General features: G+C 69.8%; 13 protein-coding genes. 9 read left to right on the forward strand and 4 right to left on the reverse strand.

Annotation, left to right across the window (positions count from 1 at the left end; all coding sequences use genetic code 11):
- Positions 1–19 precede the first annotated feature (19 nt).
- From OV427_RS19340 to OV427_RS19370, 7 genes are all read left to right on the forward strand, one after another.
- Positions 20–583, forward strand: a complete 564-nt coding sequence (locus OV427_RS19340; RefSeq protein WP_267857601.1) for a hypothetical protein — start codon at positions 20–22, stop codon at positions 581–583.
- A 91-nt stretch (positions 584–674) separates the two neighbouring features.
- On the forward strand, positions 675–2,147 hold the full coding sequence (locus OV427_RS19345; RefSeq protein WP_267857602.1) for a hypothetical protein: 1,473 nt from the start codon (positions 675–677) through the stop codon (positions 2,145–2,147).
- Between the two features lie 22 nt (positions 2,148–2,169).
- Positions 2,170–2,772, forward strand: coding sequence for a hypothetical protein (locus OV427_RS19350; RefSeq protein WP_267857603.1), 603 nt, complete (start codon positions 2,170–2,172; stop codon positions 2,770–2,772).
- A 54-nt stretch (positions 2,773–2,826) separates the two neighbouring features.
- The gene (locus tag OV427_RS19355; RefSeq protein ID WP_267857604.1) at positions 2,827–3,768 is read left to right on the forward strand and encodes a TraB/GumN family protein; all 942 of its coding nucleotides are present in this window, start codon (positions 2,827–2,829) and stop codon (positions 3,766–3,768) included.
- Between the two features lie 284 nt (positions 3,769–4,052).
- A complete protein-coding gene (locus OV427_RS19360) occupies positions 4,053–4,529 on the forward strand; it encodes an Lrp/AsnC family transcriptional regulator (RefSeq protein ID WP_267857605.1) in 477 nt (158 codons plus the stop codon).
- A gap of 3 nt (positions 4,530–4,532) precedes the next feature.
- Entirely contained in the window at positions 4,533–5,750 is a 1,218-nt protein-coding gene (locus tag OV427_RS19365; RefSeq protein WP_267857606.1) for a PLP-dependent aminotransferase family protein, read from the forward strand.
- 196 nt (positions 5,751–5,946) lie between these two features.
- Positions 5,947–6,693, forward strand: a complete 747-nt coding sequence (locus tag OV427_RS19370) for an SDR family oxidoreductase (protein WP_267857607.1) — start codon at positions 5,947–5,949, stop codon at positions 6,691–6,693.
- 62 nt (positions 6,694–6,755) lie between these two features.
- Here OV427_RS19370 and OV427_RS19375 read toward each other — a convergent pair whose 3' ends face one another.
- The gene (locus OV427_RS19375) at positions 6,756–9,533 is read right to left on the reverse strand and encodes a transglycosylase SLT domain-containing protein (RefSeq protein WP_267857608.1); all 2,778 of its coding nucleotides are present in this window, start codon (positions 9,531–9,533) and stop codon (positions 6,756–6,758) included.
- Between the two features lie 308 nt (positions 9,534–9,841).
- On the opposite strand from OV427_RS19375, the gene OV427_RS19380 reads away from it, so the two are divergent.
- On the forward strand, positions 9,842–11,296 hold the full coding sequence (locus OV427_RS19380) for a tail fiber domain-containing protein (protein WP_267857609.1): 1,455 nt from the start codon (positions 9,842–9,844) through the stop codon (positions 11,294–11,296).
- 25 nt (positions 11,297–11,321) lie between these two features.
- On the opposite strand, the gene OV427_RS19385 is transcribed toward OV427_RS19380, so the two are convergent.
- Both OV427_RS19385 and OV427_RS19390 read right to left on the reverse strand, forming a co-directional pair.
- Positions 11,322–11,984: a TVP38/TMEM64 family protein gene (locus OV427_RS19385; protein ID WP_267857610.1), complete on the reverse strand. Its 663-nt coding sequence runs from the start codon at positions 11,982–11,984 to the stop codon at positions 11,322–11,324.
- A gap of 138 nt (positions 11,985–12,122) precedes the next feature.
- Positions 12,123–13,355, reverse strand: coding sequence for a hypothetical protein (locus tag OV427_RS19390; protein WP_267857611.1), 1,233 nt, complete (start codon positions 13,353–13,355; stop codon positions 12,123–12,125).
- 220 nt (positions 13,356–13,575) lie between these two features.
- On the opposite strand from OV427_RS19390, the gene OV427_RS19395 reads away from it, so the two are divergent.
- Entirely contained in the window at positions 13,576–13,968 is a 393-nt protein-coding gene (locus OV427_RS19395) for a RidA family protein (protein WP_267857612.1), read from the forward strand.
- Between the two features lie 82 nt (positions 13,969–14,050).
- Here the strand turns inward: OV427_RS19395 and OV427_RS19400 are convergent, their stop codons facing one another.
- Positions 14,051–15,751, reverse strand: a complete 1,701-nt coding sequence (locus tag OV427_RS19400) for a YtxH domain-containing protein (RefSeq protein WP_267857613.1) — start codon at positions 15,749–15,751, stop codon at positions 14,051–14,053.
- Positions 15,752–15,926: the final 175 nt, after the last annotated feature.

A 15,926-nucleotide genomic window follows, 5' to 3' on the forward strand; every position in this document is an offset into this window, starting at 1 on the left:
GGAAATCGCAGGTGAACGCTTGGAGCTCGATAGCAAGACCGAGCTCTATTACCTGGGGCACGACCTGTCCCTGAGGGACTGCACCCTTGTCATCCGCGTGCCTGCAAAAGCCCTGGTCATCAGCAAGGCCCAGCTCATCAACTGCACCATCGAGGCAAAGCGGGAGCTGAAGGGCTACCGCTGGCACAGCGCCATCTTGAAGGGCTGCAGATTCTCGGGGGCCTTCAGCGGCTGTGAGTTCGGCCGCTGGCCCTATGCCAGGGAACCCGAGCTCGGTGGCATCGAGGACTGTGACTTCAGCGAGGCCCGGCTGGAGGCATGCGTTTTCATGGGCTGTGACGCCCGCACCCTGAAGTTCCCCTCCTGGCCCTGCTTCACCTTGCTCGACCCCGTGCGCCGCAAGGACGAGCTGCTCGCCCTCCAGTGGCCCGGCACCATGCGCATCACCGTGGAGTCCTTCGTGGAAGGCCCGCCGGAGACCGCCGCCGTGACGTACTTCGCCCCCACCGTGGCGAAGCGTACTGGCACCACCCCGGAAGCCATCCGCGCCGTCCTCGATACCCTCCCCGGCGTGATTCTCTGACGCCGCACCCGTACTCCGGGCACCTCGACTCCACGGGTGGGCTGGTGGCGCATGCCGCTCAACACTCACGCCTCACGTCCAGAAAATCCCCATGACGCTCCGTCAGGTTGGCGCCGTCCTGCTGATGCTGCTGACCGCTTGCAGTGGTGTGCCTCGAGTCACGCGTGCCTCGGAGGATGACGGTGAGGTGGGAGCCGGTGCGGCACGGTACGGGCTGAGCATCTTCTCTCCGCGCACGGTGTCGGGCGAGCCGGTAGAGGTGGACGAGGACGACTTCACCGAGGCGCTGGCGAGACTGGCCCGCGAGGCACGTCCCGTGGCGCAGCCTCAAGCGGAGGCCCGGCGGTTGTTCGCGGAGACGCGTGAGGCCCAGGCGCGAGTCGCCGGCGAACGTGTCATCCGCCTGGCCCCCGTGAACGTGAGCGCCGCGACGTCGCAGGCCGAAGTGGACCTGACGCGCGAGTACCTGCGCTGGTGCCAGCGCACCCAAGGCGGCGGTGACTGCCTGCGCCTGTTGGTGGACGGGCCCACCGTGCGCGGTGACGACAGGTACGCGCTGGCCCTGGCGATTTCACTCGGTTCCGTGCTGGTGGAGACGACTCAGGCCCTCAAGGGCATGGTGCAGCCTTCCGCCGTCCTGTCCCTGCTGGTGTGGACGGCCGTCGTCTACCTGCTGCTGTGGGCACTGCCCGACCCGCTCTCCAAGAGCATCGCGGCGGGAATGACGGTGCTGCTGCTGGGCTGGCTGGGCGTGGACACGCTGTGGAGCCTGATGCGTGGCTGGGTGCGCCTGGTGGAGGACGCCGACCGGGCCTCCACCTTCGACGAGCTGAGCGAAGCCGGAGAGCAGTTCGGCCGAATAATGGGCGAGAACACCGCGCGCGTGCTGGTGATGGTGGCCACGGCGGCCCTCGGTGGCGCGGTGCCGAAGCTGGCGAAGCTGATGCCGAAGCTGCCCGGCTTCACGCAGGCAGCGGTGCAGGCCGAAGCCCAGGGAGGACTCCGGCTCGCGGCGGTGGCCGAGGTGGAGTCGGTGGCCGCCTCGTCCGAGGGCACCTTCTCCGTCCTGATGAAGAGCCCGGGAAGCCGGGCGGGCGCGGCGGCAGCGGAGGCGGAGACTGCGGTCACCACCATCGTCCGGCATCAGGGCGGCAACCGGCAGGTGCTCACTGGCGGCCAGCGCTGGCACGTGCCCGCGAACAAGCCGCTCAAGGACATCCCGACGGCGGACCCGGTGGGAGACCAACTCCAGGCGGCGGCGACCCGTGCGGCACAGCGGTGGAGCTCAAGAGGCCCAAAGCCCCAAGAGCAAGAAGCCATCAGGAAAGCCGCTGCCCAAGGCGACCACTGGCTCGCGCGACTGCTCGAGCGACAGGCACGAGGCCGCTTCGTGGAGCAACAGCTCAAGAACGAGTTCAAGAACTTGAGGTGGAATCCGAGGGGAGTCGATGCGATTGACCCGACCACAGGCTACAGATACGAGATTCTCTCAGGGACGGACTCGAACCTGGCCCTGCATGGCCAGCGCATGGCGAACTTCTTCTTCCGGATGGTCACCTTCTGAGAACAGTGCCCCTCAACGCGCCATGATTCAGTTCAGCGACCAGGAAATCACAGGTGAGCGGATGGAGCTCGATAGCAAGACCGAGCTCTATTACCTGGGGCACCACCTGACCTTGCGAAATTGCACCCTCATCCTGAAGGTGCCCGCGAGAGCGCTGGTGGTCAGCAAGACACGGCTCATCGACTGTACGATTGACGCAAGGAAAGAGCTGAAGGGCTTCTCCTGGGACCATGCACATCTGAAAGGCTGCCGATTCACAGGCACCCTGAGCGGGTGCGATTTCGGGCGCTGGCCTGATGAAGAAGCGGACCAGATTGGCGGAATCGAGGACTGCGACTTCACTGGGGCACGGCTGGAGGCGTGTCGCTTTCTCCAATGTGACTCCCGCACCCTGAAGTTCCCCTCCTGGCCCTGCTTCACCCTGCTCGACCCCGTGCGCCGCAAGGACGAGCTGCTCGCCATCCAGTGGCCCGGCACCATGCGCATCACCGTGGAGTCCTTCGTGGAAGGCCCGCCGGAGACCGCCGCCGTGACGTACTTCGCCCCCGCCGTGGCGAAGCGTACTGGCACCACCCAGGAAGCCATCCGCGCCGTCCTCGACACCCTCCCCGGCGTGATTCTCTGACGCGCACTCCAGGGACCTCGACTCCGCACGCGCGCCGATGATTCGATGCGCCCCATGAAGCGCCTGTCCCTGCTGCCCTCCCTGCTCCTCACCGCGCTGCTCGGTGTGGGCTGCGCCTCCACGCCCCCGCCGAAGCCGTACGTCCCCGTCGACACCGGGCACGCCTTCCTCTGGGAGGTGAAGGACGGCCACGGGCGCGGCGGCACCGCCTACCTCGTCGGCTCCATCCACATGGGCAAGACGGGCGAGCTCGCCCTCCCCCCGTCCATGGAGGCCGCCTTCGCGAAGTCCGACGCCCTCGTCGTCGAGGTCGACGTGAACAAGGTCGACCCCGCCGCCATGCAGAAGCTCGCGCTGGAGCTCGGCCGGCTCCCCGACGGCCAGCGCCTGTCCCAGCGGCTGGACCCCATCACCATGACGCTGCTCGGCCGCGCCGCCCAGCGCATGGGCCTGCCCGTCTCCAACCTGGAGCCCCTGCGCCCCTGGCTCGTCGGCATGGTCCTCAGCGTCACCGAGCTGCAGCAGGCCGGCTACAAACAGGGCGAGGGCATCGACCGCGCCTTCCTCGCTCGCGCCCATGACGCCGGAAAGAGCATCGTTGAACTGGAGACCGCCGAAGGCCAGCTGCGCATGCTCGCCGGCACCCCGGACGAGCTCCAGGACCTCATGCTCAGAGACCAGCTCCGCCGCACCACCGCGCCCGGCACCGTCCTGGACCAGCTCGTCGCCGCGTGGAAGGCCGGGGACGCGGACGGCATGGCCTCGCTGGTGCTGGATGGCGCCAACGAGCCCACCTACCTCCCCGTCTACGAGCGCATCTTCTTCGAGCGCAACGTGCAGATGGCCTCTGGCGTGGACGCCCTCCTCGCCCAGCCCAGCACCCACTTCGTCGTCGTGGGCGCAGGCCACGTCGTAGGGCCCAAGGGGCTCGTCGCCCTCCTCCGGCAGCAGGGCCACACCGTCCGCCAGCTGGACCGCAACGCCGCCGCCGAGTAGCGCCCCGCCTCCTCGCCCGCTGTCCACTCGCGCACACCGCACGGCGGCGACTTCGCCCCGCAGGGCAGGCCTCCTGCCCGCGGTGGTGCATTTGCTTCCCACTTCTCTCGGAAAAACCCGCACGGACCGTCCCACGTGACGTGCCCGCGATGGCACCGCCCGTGCAATCCGTCCTGGGGAGTCCGCAACAGAGGCGGAAACCTCCAGTTGCATCCTTGGAACATCAAATTTAAATTAACTGCCGAAACCTCGAACGACCTATAAAAATAAGGTCCCTCCGAACCATGCCCCTGGACGAGCTCGACATCCGCATCGTCGACCTGCTGCAGCGCGACGGCCGCGCCACCCAGCTGGAGCTGTCGCGCTCGGTGGGGCTGTCGCAGCCGGCGGTGGCCGAGCGCATCCGGAAGCTGGAGGAGCGCGGCGTCATCACCGGCTACACGGCGCGGGTGGACGCGTCGAAGCTCGGCAAGGACATCACCGCATTCATCGGCGTGAGCATCGAGCACCCCAAGTACTTCGAGGGGTTCGCGAAGAAGGTGCTCTCGCTGCCCGACATCCTGGAATGCCACCGCGTGGCCGGCCAGGACTCGTACATCCTCAAGGTCAAGACGGCCAACACGAAGACGCTCGACTCGCTCCTCGTGGAGACGCTGCGCACCATCGCCGGTGTCACCCGTACGCAGACCACCATCGTCCTGTCTTCCATCAAGGAGGACACGCACGTGCGTGTCCCCCCCGAGCTTCTGAAAGGAGAGTGAGAGATGAGCGCCGACGCCATGAGCGCACCCCTTCCCCCGCCGCCGGTCTGGAGACTGGCCCAGCGGATGGCCCGGACGAAGACGTCCGCGGTGCGCGAAATCCTGAAGATCGCCGAGCGGCCCGACATCCTCTCCTTCGCGGGAGGCCTGCCGGCCCCGGAGCTCTTCCCCCTGGACGCCATCGCCGAGGCGCACGCCGAGGTGTTCGCCACCGAGGGGCGCGCCGCGCTCCAGTACAGCACCACCGAGGGCTTCGGCCCCCTGCGTGAGTGGATTTGCGGCCACCTCCAGAAGCGCGGCCGCGTGGCCACCACGGACCAGGTGCTCATCACCAGCGGCTCGCAGCAGGGCATCGACCTGGTGGCGAAGGTGCTGTTGGACCCGGGTGACCTCGTCATCGTGGAGAGCCCCAGCTACCTGGCGGCCCTGCAGACGTTCGGCTCCTACGAGGCGCGGTTCGCCACCGTGGGCAGCGACGACCAGGGCATGCGCACCGATGACCTGGAGCGCATGCTGGCCACGCACCGGCCCAAGCTGGTGTACGTGGTCGCCAACTTCCAGAACCCCAAGGGCACCACCCTCTCGCTGGAGCGCCGGCGCGAGCTGGTGCGGCTGGCGCAGAAGTACCGCTTCCTCATCCTCGAGGACGACCCGTACGGCGAGCTGCGATTCACCGGCGACCACCTGCCGTCCATGGCCGCGTTCGACGACGAGGGCGTGGTGGTGTCGCTGGGCACCTTCTCCAAGACGCTCGCCCCGGGCCTGCGCCTCGCCTGGGTGGTGGGCCCGAAGGACTTCGTGCGCAGCCTCACCATCGCCAAGCAGGCCACGGACCTGCACACCGCCACGCTGGCCCAGCGCGCGGTGTCGAAGCTGCTCACCCGCTTCGACTACAACGCCCACCTGGACGCCCTGCGCCCCGTCTACGGCCAGCGCGCCAACGCGATGCTGGACGCGCTCAAGCTCCACATGCCCGCCGGCACGAAGTGGACGACGCCCGAGGGCGGCATGTTCCTGTGGGTGGAATTGCCCGAGGGCCTGAGCGGCGACGCGCTCCTGCCCAAGGCGATTGAGCAGAAGGTGGCCTTCGTGCCCGGCAGTCCCTTCTTCGCCACCAACCCGCGCCCGGAGTTCATGCGCCTCAACTACTCCAACCGCCCGCCCGACCTGATTACCGAGGGCATGCGCCGGCTGGGCGCCGTGATTTCCGCGGCGATGTAGGCCGAAAGAGCACCGCGCCGCGCCGCCTTCCGGGGTGGCGCGGCGCTTTTGCATTCAGTGAAGTTGAAGGATGATTCAGTTTTCAATTCTCTCGCCGCTGGCCAGCGCGGCCGGGGTTGCGTAGCCTGCGCCCACTTTTCCAGGTGGCGCGGGCTCCCCCGGGGCTTCGCGCCGCCGCAATCCCGGAGAGAGACACATGCAGCTCAAGGACCTCAAAATCATCGTCACCGGCGGCGCCCAGGGCATGGGCGCGCACTTCGCGCAGCGCCTCCAGGAGGCCGGCGCCCAGGTGGCGGTGGGTGACGTCAACGAGGAGCGGCTCGCCGCGCTGCCAGCGGGCATCCACCGCCGCAAGCTGGACGTGTCCTCCGAGGACGACATCGTCTCCTTCGTCACCTGGGCGCACGGGGCCATGGGCGGCCTCAACGGCCTCATCAACAACGCGGGCATCCTCCGCGACGCGCTGCTGGTGAAGAAGGACCGGACCACGGGCCAGGTGAAGAAGCTGTCCACCGCGGACTGGAATGCCGTCATCGGCGTCAACCTCACCGGCGCCACCCTGATGGTGCGCGAGGTCGTGACGAAGATGGCGGAGACGGACACCAAGGGCGGCGTCGTCGTCAACATGTCGTCCATCGCCCGGCACGGCAACCGCGGCCAGTCCAACTACGTGTCCGCGAAGGCCGCGCTGGCCGCCAACACCGTCACCTGGTCGCGCGAGTTCGCGCCCTTCGGCATCCGCGTGGGCTCCGTGGCCCCGGGCATGATTGAGACGCCGATGACGCAGGGCATGAACCAGAAGGCCCGTGACGCCCTGGTGTCCAACATCCCCGTGGGCCGCATCGGCGTGCCCGAGGACATCTGGGTGGCCGTGAAGTTCATCATCGAGTGCGACTACTTCAACGGCCGCACCATCGACGTGGACGGCGGCCTCAACTTCTAGCGCGCCGTCCTCGCGGGGCCCGCCGACGCGCGGGCCTCGCGAACCGGGAGCACTGACGGCCACTACCTCACGCTGACGTCGTCCACGCGGAGGTTGCGCAGGACGGCGGGCTCATTGGCGTAGAGGAGCTTGTAGGCGCTGTAGCTGCCGAGCACCTTCTTCACGTAGCCGCGCGTCTCCTCGAACGCGATGTGCTCCACCCACTCGTCCAGCTCCGCCTGGGGCAGCGCGTGGCGCCAGCGCTCCACCGCTCCGGGGCCCGCGTTGTAGGCGGCCACGGCATACGCGACGTTGCCTCCGAAGTGCTTGAGGAGCTGGCCCAGGTACGCTGCGCCCAGGCGCACGTTGTCCGCGGGCTGGAGCAGGGCGGCTTCGCCCACCGGGGGCAAATCCAGCGAGTCCGCCACCTGCCGCGCCGTAGCCGGCATGAGCTGCGCCAGGCCCAGCGCTCCGGTGGAGGAGCGCGCGCGGGGATTGAAGCGGCTCTCCTCGCGGATGAGCCCTTGCAACAGGTCCGGGTCCACGCGCGAGGCCCGCGCATAACGCTCGATGAGCGCGCGGTAGGCCCGGGGCCAGGTGGCCTCCCAGATGGGCCGGGTCGACGCGCTCAGCGGGCCGTGGATTTCCTGGCCCAGCGCCGAGCGCGCCACCTGCCGCGCGAGCTTGCGACGCCCGGTGCGCAGCACCGTCTGGTACAGCAGTCGCGCCGGTGCTTCCGGCAGCACGCGGCCATCCACCGCGAGGAACTCGTCCACCGCGCCGGGGAGGCCCAGACGCAGCAACTCCACGCCCGCCGCGAAGCGCGCGTCGTGCTGGAGCGGACCGGGAGCCAACGGCCAGACCTCGGCCGGCTCACCGAGCTCGACGGGCTCGGTGGCGGCAACAGACTTGGAAGCCGCGAGGTTGAGGGTCCCCTTCGACAACACGGGCTTGCCTTCCTCGGGGGCGGACCGCGTGAGCACGTCGATGGGCCCACCGGAGTTGCTGGCCGCGACGATGATTCCCGCAGGCGCACCGGGCTTGCCGGCCACAGAGGAGGACTCGCGCAACCCTCCGACGGCCCCGGACCATGTGCCAGTCACGGTGGCAGACCCGCCACGCACTCCGGCCATTCCCGGCAAGGTGCCAGCCACAGCGGCAGACCCACCGAGCACACCGGCGATGCCGGGCACCATGCCGGACACCGGAGCGGAGCTCGTGAGCCCACCAGCCCCGAGCGAATTGCCGGCGGCGGCGGTGGAGCGCGCGAGCGCACCGGCACCACTCGCGACCACCTCGCCAGCACCACCCGCGCTGCCAGAGCCGCCCACGCCTTCGAGAGACGGACGCAGGCGCGCCACCCGCGCTGGAGCGAGCAGCGCCAGCCGCGAGCGGGCCAGCATCCCGTACCAGCCGGCGGGACGCTCCATGGCGATGTGCTCGTAGCGGGCCATCGCCTCCGGCCTGGTGGCCTCGCCCTCCAGCATCCGCGCGTGCCAGTACCTCGCGCGCCAGAGCGCCTCGTCCGTGCGCGCCGCCTCGGGCAGCTTCTCCACCGCCGTCAGCGCGGCCAGTGCGGCCTCGGGCTCCTGGCGGCGGGTGTGCAGCCAGAAGGCGCGGAAGAGCGCCTCCGAGGCGAAGTTGCCGGACGGGTAGCGCCGGGCCGTCTCCTCGTACCGCGCCATCGCCGCGTCCGTGTCCCCCGTGCGCTGGAGGAACCACGCCGAGAAGAAGAGCGCGTCGTCCGCGTACCCGTGCTCGGGGTAGTCACGCGCGAGCGTCGCATACGTCGTGATGGCCGACTTCGGGTCCACCACCGACTGCGAGTAGCCCAGCACGTACAGCGCCTGCGGCCGCTGCTCCGGCGAGGTGCACTGCTCCACCATCGACGTGAGCACCTGTATGGCCCGGCGGTGCTGCCGCTCCTTGCGCAGCGCCCGGCCGTAGGTGAGGTGCGCGCGGCACGCCAGCTCGTCGGGGAGCTGCACGTGGGGCAGCACGCCATTCAGCAGCTCCATGCCCGAGTGGTTGCGGTGCAGCTCCACCAGCGCCTCGGCCCGGCGCACCCGCCACTTGGTGGGCAGCGGCAGCCCCTTCAGCCGCTGACCGGCGCGTTGCGCCTCGCGCGACAGCGGGCTCGTGGCCCAGACCTCCAGCAGCGCGCGGTGCTCGACGTTGTACTGGCCCTGGACTCGCGCCAGGTCGCAGATGGCCAGCAGCGCCTTCATCCGGAGCGCGTCCGGCCCGCGCGACTGGCGGCTGTCGATGAGCTCCTGCAGCGCGGCCAGCGCCCCGGCGACGTCTCCCCGGCGCTGGAGCACCTTCGACAGGCTGAAGCGCGCCACCGGGTAGAGCGGCGAACCCGGGCTCACGTCCCGGTACTGACCCACGGCCAGCTCCCACCGGCGCACCTTCTCGTTGGCCTGCGCCGCGCGGAACAGGCAGTGGTCCCTGAGCGGGATGTAGTCGTTAGCCAGCGCCGCGAACTCGTCCGCGGCGACGGTGAAGTCCCGGGCCTGCAAGGCGCTCTGCGCCTGGAGGAAGCGCACCGGCAGCGTGGGCTTCTCCTGCGCGAGCAGCGCCCGCGCGCGCCGATAGCGGCCCCGGTTGAACTCCGCGCGCGCCTTCGCCAGCGTGCCTTCCGCGAAGTACGGCGCGAGCTGCTCCGGCCCGAAGGAGGGCGTGGCCCCTTCCGCGCTGTCCGGCTGCGCGGTGGGAGAGTCGAGCAGCGCCTCCAGCTGCTCCTCCGAGAGCACCTCGCCCGGGGTCTCCTCCACGGCCTCCTGTGCCCACGTGGGGCTCGCTCCCAGCACGCTCGCGCATGCCAGGAACACCACCGCTCCCGTTCGCAGCCCGTCCATCGCAGCCCTCTTCTGAAGTCCTGGGGCCAAGATGGATTTGCACGCTCCGTGTGAACGGGACTGGGTCAACTCACGCCGCACGCACGCACGTCGTCCAGGCGATACCGGCGGCGGCGCCACCCCCGACGGTCTGCACGAAACCCGACGGCCTTCAGAACTGACGCGTAGGCGCTCCTGCGACAGGGTGGTGGAGGCGACCACCTGCCCTGCCCGGGATGGGTCCACGTCGGGGTGCCGGACCCCTCCCGGAGAAGATTTCGGGCGCTGTCCGTTCATCCCGCGCCGCTGTGCAACCGAGGAGACCCCACATGAAGGTCGGAATAGTGTTGGCCGCGCTGGGATGCATCGCCGTGAGCACGGGAGGCTGTGGCTCCGAGGGCGCCGATGGAGCCCAGGGCCCCGAGGGCCTCCAGGGCCCCCAGGGGCCTCCGGGAGCGAAGGGCGAGCCCGGCCAGACGTGGGCGGTGGGGAGCGGACTCCAGCTCGACGGAAACGTCCTCAGCGTCCAGTACGGGAGCGGAGAGAATGCCGCCGTGCAGGGCAATGACTCGCGGCTCAACGACCCCCGTTTTCCCCTGCCGGGCAGCGGCAGCTACATCCAGAACGGGAGCACCGTACAGGACGCCTCGTTCTCCGTCGGAGGGACGGGCACCACGAATGGCCGGCTGACGACGAAGGCGGACCTGCGCGTCGAAGCGACGGCGGCGGTCGTGACACCGGTGCCACTGCTGCGCGTCGAGAACACCGCGACGACTCCCACCTGGAACGGCTTCCCGCTCTTCACCGTGGACTCCGCGGGTGGCCTGGTCGCGCGCGGCGAGCTGGGCAATGGAGCCATCCCCATGACGGGCAAGGGGTACAGGTTCATGTGGTACCCGAACAAGGCCGCGTTTCGCGTCGGCTATGCCGACACCCAGTGGGACGACGCGAACGTGGGCTTCTACTCCTGGGCGGGCGGCAACCTGACCACGGCCAGCGCGTACGGCTCCTTTGCCTTCGGTGACCAGTGCACGGCGAGCGGCACGGACTCGGTGTGCTTCGGGTCCACCAACGTCGCCAGCGGGACGGTGGGCTTCACCACCGGCGCCTCCTCCACCGCGAGCGGCTTCGCGTCCGTGGCCCAGGGCTACACCAACGTCGCCAGCGGCCAGGGCGCCGTGGCCATCGGCTACCGCGTGTCGGCGAACTCGGACTACGGCATGGCCCTGGGGCACCGGGTGACGACGGGGGGCTTCGACGGCGCGTTCATCTGGGGAGACCAGTCGACCACCACCGTGGCCGCCAACACCGCCAGCAACCAGTTCATGCTGCGCGCCTCGGGCGGAGTGCGGCTGAGGACCAACTCCACGCTCACCACGGGGTGCGATCTGCCCGCGGGCTCGGGCGTGTTCTCGTGCACGTCGGACCGGAACCAGAAGGAGGCCTTCCAGCACATCGACGGGGAGGAGGTCCTCGCGAAGGTGGCCGGGATGCCCGTCCAGAGCTGGCGCTACAAGGACGAGAGCCAGGGCGTCCGTCACGTGGGCCCCGTCGCGCAGGACTTCCGCGCGGCCTTCGGCCTGGGGACGGATGACAAGAGCATCGGCCTGCTCGACATCGACGGGGTGAACATGGCCGCCATCCAGGCGCTGGAGCGACGCACCCAGGAGCTGCGCGCGAAGACGGCCGAGGTGGATGCCCTGAAGGCCGAAATGGCGGAGCTGAAGCAGGGCCTGTCCCGGCTGGAGGCGACCGTCCAGGCGCAGCGCCCCGCCGCGCGGTGACGTCAGGACGTCACCTCCGGCACCTTCAGGCCGTCACCTCCGGTGACTCGGCGAGCCGGCGCTTCGCCCACGCGGTGAGGCCCACGGCACTCAGCGCGGTGAGGGCCACCGTCACCCAGAGCCCCGCCGCGCCGCCCGAGCCCTGCACCATGCCCGCCGCGCCGTGCCCCAGCACGAGGAAGAGCACCGTGGCCGGAAGACTCCCCACCAGCGTGCCCGCGAGGAACGAGGCCGGACTCACCCGCGTGAGTCCCAGCGCGTAGTTGAGCACTCCGTAGGGCGCCAGCGGCGAGAGGCGCAGCAGGCACACCACGCCGAAGCCGCCGTCCTTCATCGCCGCGTCCAGCCGCGCGAGCCCCGGGAAGCGCTGTCGCAGGCGCTCGAAGGGGCCTCGCGCGAAGCGGGCGAGCGAGAAGGCCACGAGGTCCACTCCGAGACTGAGGAGCATCAACAACGCGCCTCCACCCCACGGCCCGTACAGCGCGCCCGCCACGAGCGCGAAGGGCGTGGTGGGCAGCAGGAGCAGCGTGGACACGCTGTACACCGCGCAGAAGAGGACCGTGCCCGCCGGGCCCGAGCCGCGCACCAGGTCGAGCGCCGGCAGCGCTCCCGAGGCGAGCGGACGCAGCATGAGCAGCGTCGCCACCAACCCGAGCAACATCAACAGCACTGGCAGGTGGCGCTTCATGCGTGCTCCTTGAAAAGGTGAAGGGCCGTCCACATCGGCGGCCTCCGCGGCACCGGCAGGGGGCTCCTCACTTGTGCTCCTTGAAGAGGTGAAGGGCCGTCCACATCGGCGGCATCCGCGGCACCGGCAGGGGGCACCTCACTTGTGCTCCTTGAACGGGTGACGGGCCGCCCACTTCGGCTGCACCAGCGGGAGGAGGCTGCGGGCCAGCGGGTACAGCAGCGGCTCGCGGTGACGGGTGAAGAGGTTGAGGCTCAGCGGCTCCGCGCCCAGCGCGCTCTTGCACTCCAGCGAGGTGCGGCCGAACTGGATGCGCTTCGCGCCGGTGACGATGCCGAACTCCACGTCGTCCAGCAGCGCGTTGAAGTAGAGCGCGAGCCGCTCGTTGTGCGCGTAGTCGATGCCCAGGTAGTAGCTCTCCGACTCCTCTCCGGCGCGCAGGCGAGAGTTGAAGGCGCGCAGCTCCCCGCCCTCGAAGTAGCCGAGGAAGTCGAAGGCCGCGCCCAGCGACTCCTTCAGGTGCACGAAGTAGGAGGCGCTCACGCGCGAGGGCCGCAGCCGCGAGCGCTGGTGGACGGCGCCGTACAGCGCTTCCACCTGCGGCGCGAGGTCGGCGATTTCTCCCGCCGTCAGACTCCGGCGCTCCACGCCCGCGAGCTGGCGCCGCGAGCGGCGGGCATTGGCGCGGTACTTCGTGGTGAGGTCCGCGAGGTAGTCATCGAAGCTGTGCCACGTGGGGCGCACGGTGAGCACCATGGTGGGGTCCACCTGCACGCGGTCCAGCCCCGCCCGTTCCAGGGCCCGCGTGGCCCCGAGCGCCTCGGGCGCCAGGTCCTTCACCAGCACGAAGGTCAGGTTGCGCTCCTGCGCCTGGAGGGCGTCCACCGCCTCGGCCAGCGCGGACCACGCGCGCTCCGCGTCCAGCTCTAGCCGGTGCGCGAAGCCGTGCGGCCCGCAGACGAAGAGGTTGCCGCACACGAGGACGCGCACGCGCATGCGCTCCAGCACGCGCTTGAGCTGGGCGCGCACGAAGAAGGACGCGCCCAGGGCCTCCTCGGGCGGCATGCCCTCCGGCAGCAAGTTGGGCCCGAAGCCGTCCATGCCGAAGTCCACGCACTGGAAGCTGGCGACGGCCACGGGGCGGCCGTGCTCACGGAAGAGCGCGTAGAAGAACGTCATGCGCTCGGGGCGGCTGCGCTCCAGCGCGCGCAGGTACGTGGGCTGGAGGAAGACGTGTCCGGCGTCCACCACCGCGCTCCAGTCCGCGTCGGGGAGGGCCTCGGCGGTGGAGAACAGCTCGAAGTGCAGACCGCTCGCGCCGGGGTGCCGCGCAGATCGTGCTACCGGGGAGGACTTCCGCGCCACTTGCATGGATGGGCTCCGTGAGGGTGACCGCTGACGGGAGCCCTCCAACGCAACCTCCGTGCCTCCTCGCTCCAGTGCGCCAGGTACGCGGTTTTGCTGGGACTGTGCAGCCAGGAGCCTCCTCACGTGTGCAGCGGAGCGCACAGTGCGCGGTGGAGGTGGCACGTGAGGTGCGCCCCGCCCGCGCCTTCGCTATGCCTGGGCCTCTCTTCGCCAGGAGAAGCCCGTGACGTCAGCGAAGCACCAGCCCATCGTCTCCCCCAACCTGCCCAAGCCCGCGGGGCCGTACTCGCCCGGCATGCAGTTGGACCGACTGCTCTTCATCTCCGGACAGGCCGCCAGGGACCCGGCCACCGGCAAGCAGGCCGAGGGAATCGAAGCGCAGACGGAGCAGGTGCTGCGCAACCTGGAGCGCATCCTCGTGGCCGGTGGCTCCAGCCTCCAGCACGTCCTGCGCTGCGGCGTCTTCCTCGTGGACATGAAGGAGTTTCCCCGCATGAACGCCGTCTACGAGCGCGTCTTCGCCGGACACCGCCCCGCGCGCACCACCGTGCAGGTGTCCGCGCTCCCCGACGACGGCCTGCGCGTGGAAATCGACTGCATCGCGTACGTGCCCTGAGCGCGACGGAGGCTCCGTCTCACTCGGCCCGCTGGCGCATGGAGCACCGGCGGGCCGCCCTCCAGCCCTCGCGCTTTCCGCGTCAGCCGCGCACGCCTCCGAGGTAGCGGCCCACGGAGACCTGCTGGTTCAGGGAGCTCTGCAGCGGGTTCCCCCCGCCGCTCTGCTTCCAGTCGCGAAGGGCGGCGCCGGCCTGCTTCCCGTTCCCCTTGAACGAGAAGGCGGGCACGTCGGCCATGTCCGTGCGCTCCGCGGTGAGGGTCGCCTTCCCGCCGAAGCCCATGATTTTCAGCTCGGGAGAAGCATCCACGCCGGTCTTGTCGAAGCTCCGGATGGTCGCATCCACCTGCGCGGCCTCACCCGTCGACTCCAGCGCCTTGTCGAACTGGCCCCGGAGCGCGAAGTCGAGCGCCTTGCCGTCCATGAGCTTGTCGCCCTCCATCGTCACCGACAGCTTCGCCTCCTGGCCGCCGCCGTTCTTGCCCGCCGTCCCCTCCGACTGCACCTTCACCGTGGTCTTCGTCTCCAGGGACTTCAGCTCCTTCAGGCCCGCTTCCTTCAACGTCCCGAGCGGGTCCTTCGCCAGCTTCATGGGGTCCAACCCCGGAGGGAGGTCGAACTTCGCCTCCGTCGTCACGGAGCCCTTGACGCTGGCCCCGGCCTGAAGGCCTCCGTTCGCCCCGGTCTGCTCACCACGGCGGCCCTTGGTGTTGTTGAACCCGAGCTCCCCGCCCGCCTCGACCTGGCCGGACATCTCCGTCTTGAAGACCAGCGACGGCTTGCGGTTCTCGTCGAATTCGATGCGCGCCGCGTACTCCATCTTCACGCCGCCCTCGGCGAACAGGCTGGCGCCCGCGGTCTTCTTCACGCCCAGGCCCACGTCAGCGGCGAGCTGCGCCGCCTGGTTGCCGCCCACCTCGACGGCGGAGATGTGCTTCGCGGCGAACTCGAGGTCGGCCCCGGAAGGAGCGCCCCCCTTCAGCGCCGCCACGGCGGGGCTCGACATGCGCACCAGCGTGTCCGCCGCGCGCTTCGCCTCCTCGGCCGAGGCGAACTTCATCTCCACCTTCCCGTTGAAGCCCGCCGTCAGCTCGCCCTCCACCTTCGCCCGCGCCCCCACGGAGCCACCGGCGCTGGCATACAGGCCACCGCCCAGCTCTCCGTCGGCGGAGACGACGTACTCGCCCTTGTCGTTGCAAGTGACTTCCAGCGTCCCCTTCCCGTACGCCTTCGCTCCCTCCATGCTGACGTCACCGCCGACCGACAGCGTGTACGTGTCGCCCGGGCCCAGCTTGTCGATGTTCTCCTCGTAGTCGAGCGCCTCGGTCCACCCCTTGCCGAAGTCCTTGGCCTTGTCGACGAGCTTGCCGCCCTCCTCGAGGGCCTTGTCCTTCACCTCGACGGCCGTGTCCTTCACGTCGCCGAGCGCGTCCTGGGCCTGGTCCTTCACCTCGACGGCCTTGTGCTTGAGGTCGCCGACGGCGTCCTTCGCCTTGTTCTTGAGGTCGCTGCCGCCGTCCTTCAGCTTGTCGAAGAAGCCCTTCTTCTTCTCCTCCGTCTTCTCCTCCGTCTTCTTCGGCGCGGGGGGCGGCGGAGGCGGAGGGGGCGGCGCCAGCTCCACGCTGGCCGAGAGGCGCGAGCCGCCCCGGCCGTCGAACCCGTCGGCCCGCGGCGGGCGCTGGGGAGATGCGGCGGCAGGCGTCGCGGGAGCCTTCGGGGCCGCCGGGGCGGGGGCGGGCTTCGGCGGGGTGACGACGGGACGGTAGGCGTCGAGAGGTCGCATGGACTTCACTCCGAATTGGGGCAGTGGGGGCACTGGCTACAATCAGGAGGAGCCGGGCAGGCGACGCACCGTCCCAGAAAAGAGGATTTCCCCTCGAATTTCGCCGCTCTGTACGAGGAGTCCCCGGCCGCTCGGTGCGCTGCGTCGACCGCCCGACGCTGACCCAGGACCTTTG

This window comes from Pyxidicoccus sp. MSG2, from assembly GCF_026626705.1.
Taxonomy (GTDB): Bacteria; Myxococcota; Myxococcia; order Myxococcales; family Myxococcaceae; genus Myxococcus.

Bases quoted from the DNA above. Each gene is read 5' to 3' on its own strand.
- OV427_RS19345 (WP_267857602.1), top strand. From the start codon at position 675: ATGACGCTCCGTCAGGTTGGCGCCGTCCTGCTGATGCTGCTGACCGCT.
- OV427_RS19350 (WP_267857603.1), top strand. From the start codon at position 2,170: ATGATTCAGTTCAGCGACCAGGAAATCACAGGTGAGCGGATGGAGCTC.
- OV427_RS19355 (WP_267857604.1), top strand. From the start codon at position 2,827: ATGAAGCGCCTGTCCCTGCTGCCCTCCCTGCTCCTCACCGCGCTGCTC.
- OV427_RS19360 (WP_267857605.1), top strand. From the start codon at position 4,053: ATGCCCCTGGACGAGCTCGACATCCGCATCGTCGACCTGCTGCAGCGC.
- OV427_RS19365 (WP_267857606.1), top strand. From the start codon at position 4,533: ATGAGCGCCGACGCCATGAGCGCACCCCTTCCCCCGCCGCCGGTCTGG.
- OV427_RS19370 (WP_267857607.1), top strand. From the start codon at position 5,947: ATGCAGCTCAAGGACCTCAAAATCATCGTCACCGGCGGCGCCCAGGGC.
- OV427_RS19375 (WP_267857608.1), bottom strand. From the start codon at position 9,533: ATGGACGGGCTGCGAACGGGAGCGGTGGTGTTCCTGGCATGCGCGAGC.
- OV427_RS19380 (WP_267857609.1), top strand. From the start codon at position 9,842: ATGAAGGTCGGAATAGTGTTGGCCGCGCTGGGATGCATCGCCGTGAGC.
- OV427_RS19385 (WP_267857610.1), bottom strand. From the start codon at position 11,984: ATGAAGCGCCACCTGCCAGTGCTGTTGATGTTGCTCGGGTTGGTGGCG.
- OV427_RS19390 (WP_267857611.1), bottom strand. From the start codon at position 13,355: ATGCAAGTGGCGCGGAAGTCCTCCCCGGTAGCACGATCTGCGCGGCAC.
- OV427_RS19400 (WP_267857613.1), bottom strand. From the start codon at position 15,751: ATGCGACCTCTCGACGCCTACCGTCCCGTCGTCACCCCGCCGAAGCCC.